The following is an 8,455-nucleotide window of genomic DNA, read 5'->3' as shown; positions in this document are numbered from 1 at the left end:
AGCGTGGAGACTTTCAACTTCTTCTAACTGCGCAAAGAGTAATAATTTAAGAAATGATTCCGTCGTTAATTTCTTTGTATAGTAATCTAATTTCATGGTTTTCACCTGTTCTTCAAAAAGTTGAAGATTTAATGGTGAAAACCATTGTCCAAATGAAGTTTTTCGTGTAATCTTGTCCATAGTGTGAGTCCTTTTATAGTGGATTTGGACGGGTTACCACCTGACTAATCCATTATAAAGGACTTTTTCTTTGCACAAAATAATAAAATTGAACATTTTGAGTATTTCTAATATTGGATTTTTATTAATGCAACATTAGTGATAAAAAACAATAAATTAATTACCCCGCCGATTTCCGATAACATACTGGCAGGAATCACTCGAGATACTGTCATACAATTAGCAAAAATCGTATTGAAAATTCCTGTTTATGAACAAAGTCTATCAAGAGCTGAACTTTACTCGGCTGATGAAGTTTTTTTTACAGGCACAGCCATAGGTATCAAGCCTATAATAAATATTGATAATAGAATGATAGGAAAAGGCATGGAAGGCACTTTAACAAATTATCTCCGGCTTTTTTATGATGATATCGTTAGAGGAAACAACCCAAATTTTCTGGGTTATTGTACACCGGTGTACTAGCGGCTAGGTATTTTTCCTCTAATTCAGTCTATCAGGCCATACAGCAAGGAATTTAGCAATAACAGAAAAGAATAAACTTCCTTTTCTTCAAAAAAACTCTCCTTTAGTAATGAACCGGTCTAGGCAGATCGCTCTGTTTTTCTGATTGCTAATTTACCATTATATTAGGAATGATATTCTTTTTTTATGCCTGGACAAATCGAGAGTGCCAATTTGGGCACTCTCTTCTTTTATGTTAAGAATAGTCCTCGATTGCTCATAAACGTTATTCTCATCCCTGGATCGGCAAAACCGTCGAATCCTTAATCTCCCTCAATGCCAAACTCGTCTGAATTTTAGTAATCCCCAATTCATTCAGCTTCCGAATAAATATCTCCAGCCCCTTGCGATCCTTGCAGGCCACTTTTAACAGATAATCATATTCTCCAGTTAAACAATGGCACTCGAGAACTTCCTCCATCGATTCCAATGTTTTTTCAAGTGATTCCAGCTTTTCTGCCTGGTGCATATTGGTGCTCATAAACACAAAACACAATAAATCAAAGCCCAGCTTCTCATGATTTAATATGGCGACCTGCTTTTTGATGTACCCTTCCGTTTCTAACCGCTTGATTCTGGCATGCACAGCCGGCGCGGATAAATTGACCCGCTTTGATAGTTCAAGATTGCTTAGTTGTGCATCCTTTTGAAGAATATCCAAAATTTTAATATCCACATTGTCCAAAACTTTGCTTACAACTGATTCCATCATTCACTGCCCCTTTTCAATTATTCCAAATATCCGTAAAACTCCACACTTAAAATGAATTTTTTAAACTAATAATCTATTATACTTTTATTTATTTTGAATTAATCACATTATACAAAATGTTATTTCGTTAATGAAGGGAAATGTTAAAATAATTCATATAAATAATGTCATTGTGCACAATGGCTCTTATTTCTTTTTTGAAGGCTCTGTTAAATGGGGCTGTTGATTTCCGTTCCAGGCACTCGCTTTCCGCGGGGCGGGCGGTGAGCCTCCTCGGCGCACGCGCCTGTGGGGTCTCACCTGTCCCACTCCTCCCGCAGGAGTCGAGTGCCTTCCACTACAATCAACTTAGTGAAAAATCAACTATAAGTCTTAACAGAGACCTATTTACAAAGAAAAGGGGCTAAATGAAGTGAAATATTATTCCTTATTGCTATTAACCAGCTTTCTTTGGGGCGGTAATTTTATAGTGGGAAAAACACTTGTGGATCATGCTTCCCCAGCTACTTTGACCATTTTAAGATGGTCGATTGCGGTTATCCTTCTGGTCCCACTTGTTTGGCGGAAAGAGAAAAAGCTGATCCCGCCAAAAGAAGCTATCCTGCCTTTGTTTTTAATGGGTGTTACAGGAGTAGCCCTGTTTCAGGCACTGCAATTCATGGCCCTGGAAAGAACATCGGCGACGAATGTTGGGTTGATTTCTACCTTGAACATGTTTTCGATTGCTGCATTCTCCTTCTTTTTTCTAAAGGAAAAAATGAATTCACTTCAATTCCTTTCCATGTTCGTCTCATTATCTGGTGTTTTGCTTGTCCTTTCAAAAGGGAACTTTGAATTGTTATTTTCGATGGAATTGAATGTGGGCGATCTCTATATGTTGGCAGCTGTGGGCATGTGGGGAATGTATTCGGTCTGCAGCAAATGGGCGATGGCCACCGTCACACCAATGATGTCGATCCTTTACTCCGGAATTTTTGGCCTTATTGTCCTGATTCCTTTTAACATCTCAACCTTCAAGATAACGAACATAGACGCTTCTTTTGTTCAATCCATTTTGTATACTGGCCTGATCTCAACCGTTCTGTGTATGGTCCTTTGGAACATCGGAGTGAATAAACTCGGGCCCAATACTTCAGGATTGTTCCTGAACTTCAATCCCGTTTTTACAGCCGTTTTGGCATTTGCTTTTTTAGGGGAGAAAATGAATTGGATCCAAGCAGGCGGAAGCGCTATTGTGATTGCAGGATGCATCTTATTTACAATTTTTAAAAATAGGCCAAGAACAGTTTTAGTCGAAACCATTCGCATTAGAATTTACACACTATTACGGACTTGACTGGAAAAATTTCAACCTTGGAACTTTACCTGCTAATTCCATCTTTTCATACGCTGTTTTCCCTCATTGTTAAATGTGATATCACCAATTTCTTCTAAATAAAAAACGCAGGTTATAAAAACCTGCGTTTTGGTTTCAGCTTAATACTCAATGAACACACTATTAACTACATTTTCAAGGCTTCGGATGGATTTGTCTTTATTGAGTCTGAATGTTCATACTTTTCAGGACGAACTGCAAGCCAAACTAAACCGCCAAATACAAATAATATCAGTCCGCATACCTGGAAAGCGTGGTGGAATCCAGCTGCCTGACTGGCAGAGCGTTCAATAAGCCAGCCTGTAAAATATGGACCGGCAATTCCACCTAATGACGTTAAGGCCATAAACCATCCTTGAATTTTACCTTGATGCTTCGGCGAAACCAAATCAACTAGAATAGCTGGTCCCATAACAAGAGTAATACATCCAAAAGTTAAACCCAGTGATAATAAAGCAATTGCCAAAATATTTGAGCTGACCATCGTTCCTAATAAGTAACTAACTGCTCCTGCTGCCATAACGGGTCCAAGCACAAAGATCCGCCCTTTTACCACACTCTGTGTCTTATGATAAATCCGGTCAGAAATCGCAGAAAACGTAATCTGTGACACAGTAATCATAATCCATGGCAAGGCCACAACAATACTTAATGTTTCTTCACTTAGTTTACGGACATTCTCCAAATAGTTAGGCAGCCAATTTAGCCCAATTGTGAACGACCAATATGTGCCAAAGCCGCATAAGGCAACGAAAATAAAATTTTTAGAGAACAGAACAGAGGTAAATTTTGTTTCGCTCTGAACTGCGGCGTTGACAATTGAAGCCCTCTCCTCTGGCGCTGACTCACCTTGTGTTACTGCCTTCTCTTTAGCAGCCCATAACCACACGATAATCCATATAAACCCGACTGCCCCAGTTGCGATAAAAGCGGACCTCCAGCCATAATTCATAATAAGATGCATTAAGAGTGGTGCTGAGATTGCGACACCAAGCGGGCCCCCTATCGAAACCAGTGTTAATCCAATTCCCAACTTTTCCTTTGGCAGATATTTTGAGGCTGCTGTCATTGCCAAAGAGTAAGATGGACCTTCACCCGCACCTAAAACGATTCTTGTTACCAATAAGTAGGCAAAACTGTTGACAAAGATGGTTGAAAATTGAACAATCGACCACACCGCAACCATACCTGCAATTACTTTTTTTGCACCAATCTTATCTGCCAAACTTCCTCCTAATACTGCAGAAAGCGAATATAATAAAAAGAAAACACTGCCAACGACACCCCATTGCTCTGCATTCAATCCTAATTCCTTCATAATCGATACAGAAGCAAACCCAATAACCGCTTTATCCGCGTTACTGATAACGGTTAATAAAAATAATAAGAAGATAATAAGCCATGCTTTTTTGGATACTGCACCTTTCTTTTGCTCCATAAAGGACCTCCTTAAATTTCTCCCTTTTTCTTTATTCGTACAATTAAATGAATCCGCTTACATAAGAATCGAATATCAAGACCTTTCCCCTTTGGAAAGGTCCTTGTCGTGCTACTTAAAATTAACCTCTGCCATACCAATATGTGAAAATCCGGCAGTAAACCGATCCCCTTTTACCGCTGGAACTGCTGCAGACAATGCACCTGATAAAATAACTTCTCCTGCCTTCAGCACGACATTGTACTGTGATAGCTTATTGGCAAGCCAGGCAACACATTTGGCCGGATGGCCCAATACATCATAACCAAAGCCTGTATTGATCAGTTCCCCATTTTTAAACAATTTCAATTCAATCGATCGCAGGTCGAGATCCGTTACCTTATACCTTTCATCCCCAATGACAAACATCCCGCTTGACGCGTTATCAGCCACCGTATCTGCTAAGGTGATTTTCCAATCCATAATCCGGCTATCAACGATTTCCAATGCAGGAGCGATAGATTCTGTTGCATCAAGAACCTCCTCGACAGTGACATTGGGCCCTATCAAATCTTTATTAAGAATAAAGGCAATCTCGCCTTCTACCTTTGGCTGGAACAAATCATCCAAAAGGATTGTCCCATTATTACTCACTTCCATGGAATCCAGCAAATGACCATAGTCCGGCTGATCAACACCTAACAGCTGCTGCATGGCAACAGAGGTTAAGCCAATCTTTTTACCGACAATTCTTTGACCAGTTTGAACTTTTTGGCCGATCATTTGCAGCTGTATCTGATAGGCTTCATCAACAGTTAAATCCGGATGTACTTCCGTAAGCGGTTTAATGGATTTTTTAGATGATTCCGCCTGCTCCAGCAGCTTAGTTAGATGCTGTAGGTGATGAATGACTTGATTGCTCATACTAAATTCTCCTTTTTGATAAAAATGGAGCGCTATCTAATTGATTCAAAAAATATGTAATTCTATGAATCATTCAGGCAGCGCTCACAATGGTTGTCTTATTATTTTGAAGCTAATGCTGCAGCATCTTCCTTAGCTGCTTCCTTTGTGTTTTTCAATAAGAAATCGATCAAGATCGTATTAAATTCTTCGGGTTTCTCCCATTGCGGCCAGTGGCCAGCATCTTTGATGACGACCAGCTCGCTATTCGGAATCATATCTTGAATTGGCTTAGCTTCCTCTACTGTGGAAGTCGGGTCATGATCTGTCCAGGCTAACAGCGTTGGAACATTGATTTTGCCGCACCAGGATGGGTCCCAGCTGTACTGCTTCCTAACTTCAAGATCCTGCAGGCAGACAATATGATGAACAGCTTCTTGGTAAGAAGGCTGGGTATAAATATTATAGCGGGATTCAATCAATTCTTCTGTAACTTGGCTCTTATCATACATTAACCACTCAAGCCGTGTTTTCACATTTTCATAGTTGGCTTCAAGAACCGCCTTTAATGTTGAGTCTTTCAGTCTTTGCATAACCTCTGGTTTGTTGTTCACATTTCCTGGTGTATTTAAAACCATCGATTTCACATATTCTGGATGTTCTGCCGCAAACCATGCTGCTACCCAGCCTCCCAGTGATTCACCAGATAAATAAGTTTGCTTTAAATCTAACGCTTGGATTACCCATAGCAGGTGATCACTGTAATAGTCAATCCCATATGGACGGTCTGGTTTCGCAGTATAGCCGTGGCCAACCATATCAATAACGATAACGCGGAAATGCTCACTTAACCCTTTCATATTTCTTGCATATGCCTCGATATGGCCGCCAGTACCGTGAAGCAGAATTAATGGTTCGCCATTTCCTGCTTCTAAAACTCTAGTTTTGATTCCATTCGCATCTAAAAAGTATTGTTTAAATTCGATATCAGCTAAGTCGGTCCAAATTGTCATTTCAATCTCCCCTTCTTATTAAAATCTTATCGGCTTACTTCGTATTCTGCTGTTTTACCTGTTTTTTGCTCAACCGGCTGTGAGAATTGAACAACCGCCATTCCTGTTACCCATTCCGGAATTGGCTCATAGACGGCCACATCTGCATCAAAGCCTTGCAGGGCTCCTAAGAGAACAAGCCAATTATGAATTTCCTGACCGCCATTCCCAAAATTCTCCTCGACAAAGGCAGCACCCCAGTTTCTGATCGTTGTAAAATCTTTTTCAGTCACAAGGCGTAAAAATTCCCTGTCCATTTGTTCGTTAACGGGACCTGATTTAATGCGTGTTACATTGGTTTCCCGTAATTTTAAATATTCATCAAGCTGTTCAATTTCCTGACGTCCATTTTTTAAGACATTAATCAGGAATTGATCTTCTGGTTTTTCACTATCGATTTTTGGAATCGGTACCCAGTGGGATAAACCGCCGGAAGCGACAATGGCAACTTTAAGATCTTGATCCCATGATTCAATTGCTTTACGAATCACTTCACCAACTTGGAAACAGCGGTCCATCGTTGGCAGCGGTGGTGCCGATGTATTAACCGCAATGGGAACAACCGGTATTTTCAGCTCAGGATTTAAAAAGTAAATACCTTGAGTATGACCGTGGTCTACCTTCATTTTCAACGTGAAGGCAAAGTCTACATTGTTTTCTAAACTAGTGCTGAGTATATGCTTTGCTAGTTCCTGCTGCACTGGAATTTGATATTTTGGCAGCTGCCAGTCACCCCAGCCTTCACATTCGCCAATCCCGATTGTAAATGACGGCATATGGTCATAGAAATAACTATTAAAATGATCATCAGAGATTAGTACAATGACATCTGCCCCTGATGATTCGAGATATTTTCTCATTTCTGCTGCTTTGTTAAGGAAACGCTGTCCTTTTTCCCCGGATCCAGCTTCGTTTGTCATGATCATCGGGCTATGGGACATAGCCACACCTGCGATAATTTCAGCCATTTGAACCTCTCCTTTTTATCAAAATAATTAAGATATACGTACTTTCCTGGATTCAGAGATTTCTTTTTTCCAGTCAATTGTTAGTTTTCCTTTTAAAAATAAAGGAATATCTCCTGTGCATTGGAGTGTTTTGCCATCGTTTGCTATGATGATTTCTCGATTGAAGGAGCCGCTCCTATGATTCAAGGTTACTTCATAGCGTCCTGGTGCCGGCAGCGTGTAATATGGATACAGCCTGAATGTCTCTCCATTCCATTCGCACTCCGTCTTATAGTATTGGCCAAGAAATTCAAGCAGCTCTGAAACCTTTCCCTTTATGAGCCGTTCCCGAATACAGGTGGAACTGATTTTCTCGCCTCTTAGCTCGACTTTTTCAACCTTTGTGACATCAATCCGGCCGCATGAATCTTGTTTCAGGCGTTCAAGGTTACCAGAACCGCGGGAACCATAGGTGAAATCAAATCCAGCAACCGCATGGACAACACCTAGTCCATTTAAGTACTCTCCTACAAACTGCTCAGGTGATAATCCGGCAAACTCTCGATTAAATTCAACAATATAAAAGGTATCAACGCCCATTTCCCGAAGCTTTGCCTCTTTTTCCGCAAGCGGCATTAAATAATGGACATGAACTTTTCCCTTTGAGATCACCGTTTTAGGATGCGGGAAAAAACTCATAACGGAAAGCGGCACTTGTTTTTCATTTGCCTTTTGATAAGCAGTGTTAATGACTGCACAATGTCCATAATGGAGACCATCAAAACAACCAAGTGCCATTACAGTTGGACTCGCCTTTTTCTGCCATTCTTCCAAATTACTGTGGTTTAAATGAATTGTTTTCATCATGGTCTCCTCTCCAATTTCTTAGACAGTCACTGGCTGTTCTTTTACTAAAGAACGATACTTTCCGCTGTAAAAAATCAATGGCTCTGCATCTTCAAGATGAATATCGGTTACCCTACCAATAAACAAGGTGTGATCGCCCTCCATATGCTCAGCAGATACCTCACAGGCAATCTGTGCCACAGCACCAGACAATACTGGCTTTCCGTCAAGGCGGTCAAATGTAACTTCCTTTTGCAATTGTCCGGCGAAAATCATTGAAAGCTCCTGCTGATCTTCTGACAGGATATTAACGGAGAAAATCTTGCTTTCTTTAATTTTATTTAGTATCTTTGCTTTTTCTCCAATTGAAACAACGACAAGCTTAGGATCAAGTGAAACGGACATGAACGCATTTGCTGTCATTCCGTGAATGTCTCCCTCGACCTCTGTTGCAATAACGGTTACCCCTGTTGCGAACTTTCCCATTGCTGTGCGAAACTGACGATCATCCATATAAAA

10 protein-coding genes are annotated in these 8,455 nt (G+C 40.4%); 2 read left to right on the top strand and 8 right to left on the bottom strand.

The window, feature by feature from the left end:
- Positions 1-180, bottom strand: a 180-nt coding sequence (locus tag IQ19_RS23750) for a DUF4372 domain-containing protein (RefSeq protein WP_144545739.1), incomplete at its 3' end; no start/stop codon positions are given.
- 138 nt (positions 181-318) lie between these two features.
- On the opposite strand from IQ19_RS23750, the gene IQ19_RS29345 reads away from it, so the two are divergent.
- Entirely contained in the window at positions 319-645 is a 327-nt protein-coding gene (locus tag IQ19_RS29345) for an aminotransferase class IV (protein ID WP_158638896.1), read from the top strand.
- Positions 646-916: 271 nt separating this feature from the next.
- On the opposite strand, the gene IQ19_RS23740 is transcribed toward IQ19_RS29345, so the two are convergent.
- Positions 917-1,393 (bottom strand): Lrp/AsnC family transcriptional regulator, encoded by a 477-nt coding sequence (locus tag IQ19_RS23740; protein ID WP_144545756.1) that lies wholly within the window; start codon positions 1,391-1,393, stop codon positions 917-919.
- A gap of 415 nt (positions 1,394-1,808) precedes the next feature.
- Here IQ19_RS23740 and IQ19_RS23735 point away from each other — a divergent pair, with 415 nt between their 5' ends.
- Entirely contained in the window at positions 1,809-2,732 is a 924-nt protein-coding gene (locus IQ19_RS23735; protein WP_144545737.1) for a DMT family transporter, read from the top strand.
- Positions 2,733-2,898: 166 nt separating this feature from the next.
- Here IQ19_RS23735 and IQ19_RS23730 read toward each other — a convergent pair whose 3' ends face one another.
- The 6 genes from IQ19_RS23730 to IQ19_RS23705 form a co-directional block, all read right to left on the bottom strand.
- Positions 2,899-4,209, bottom strand: coding sequence for an MFS transporter (locus IQ19_RS23730; protein ID WP_144545735.1), 1,311 nt, complete (start codon positions 4,207-4,209; stop codon positions 2,899-2,901).
- Between the two features lie 111 nt (positions 4,210-4,320).
- Positions 4,321-5,112, bottom strand: coding sequence for a 2-keto-4-pentenoate hydratase (locus IQ19_RS23725; RefSeq protein WP_144545733.1), 792 nt, complete (start codon positions 5,110-5,112; stop codon positions 4,321-4,323).
- A gap of 101 nt (positions 5,113-5,213) precedes the next feature.
- A complete protein-coding gene (locus IQ19_RS23720) occupies positions 5,214-6,104 on the bottom strand; it encodes an alpha/beta fold hydrolase (RefSeq protein ID WP_144545731.1) in 891 nt (296 codons plus the stop codon).
- Positions 6,105-6,130: 26 nt separating this feature from the next.
- Positions 6,131-7,111: a DODA-type extradiol aromatic ring-opening family dioxygenase gene (locus IQ19_RS23715; protein WP_144545729.1), complete on the bottom strand. Its 981-nt coding sequence runs from the start codon at positions 7,109-7,111 to the stop codon at positions 6,131-6,133.
- 27 nt (positions 7,112-7,138) lie between these two features.
- Positions 7,139-7,957, bottom strand: coding sequence for an FAD synthetase family protein (locus IQ19_RS23710; protein ID WP_242021109.1), 819 nt, complete (start codon positions 7,955-7,957; stop codon positions 7,139-7,141).
- Between the two features lie 18 nt (positions 7,958-7,975).
- The gene (locus IQ19_RS23705) at positions 7,976-8,449 is read right to left on the bottom strand and encodes a flavin reductase family protein (protein ID WP_144545727.1); all 474 of its coding nucleotides are present in this window, start codon (positions 8,447-8,449) and stop codon (positions 7,976-7,978) included.
- Positions 8,450-8,455 lie beyond the last annotated feature (6 nt).

Source organism: Cytobacillus oceanisediminis (genome assembly GCF_007830235.1).
Lineage (GTDB): Bacteria > Bacillota > Bacilli > Bacillales > Cytobacillaceae > Cytobacillus > Cytobacillus oceanisediminis.
Note: the sequence above shows the minus strand (reverse complement) of the source record. Positions and strands in the feature narration are given on the sequence as shown.

Coding starts and splice junctions, on each gene's coding strand:
- IQ19_RS23740 (WP_144545756.1), bottom strand. CDS start 1,393: ATGGAATCAGTTGTAAGCAAAGTTTTGGACAATGTGGATATTAAAATT.
- IQ19_RS23730 (WP_144545735.1), bottom strand. CDS start 4,209: ATGGAGCAAAAGAAAGGTGCAGTATCCAAAAAAGCATGGCTTATTATC.
- IQ19_RS23725 (WP_144545733.1), bottom strand. CDS start 5,112: ATGAGCAATCAAGTCATTCATCACCTACAGCATCTAACTAAGCTGCTG.
- IQ19_RS23720 (WP_144545731.1), bottom strand. CDS start 6,104: ATGACAATTTGGACCGACTTAGCTGATATCGAATTTAAACAATACTTT.
- IQ19_RS23715 (WP_144545729.1), bottom strand. CDS start 7,111: ATGGCTGAAATTATCGCAGGTGTGGCTATGTCCCATAGCCCGATGATC.
- IQ19_RS23710 (WP_242021109.1), bottom strand. CDS start 7,957: ATGATGAAAACAATTCATTTAAACCACAGTAATTTGGAAGAATGGCAG.
- IQ19_RS23705 (WP_144545727.1), bottom strand. CDS start 8,449: ATGGATGATCGTCAGTTTCGCACAGCAATGGGAAAGTTCGCAACAGGG.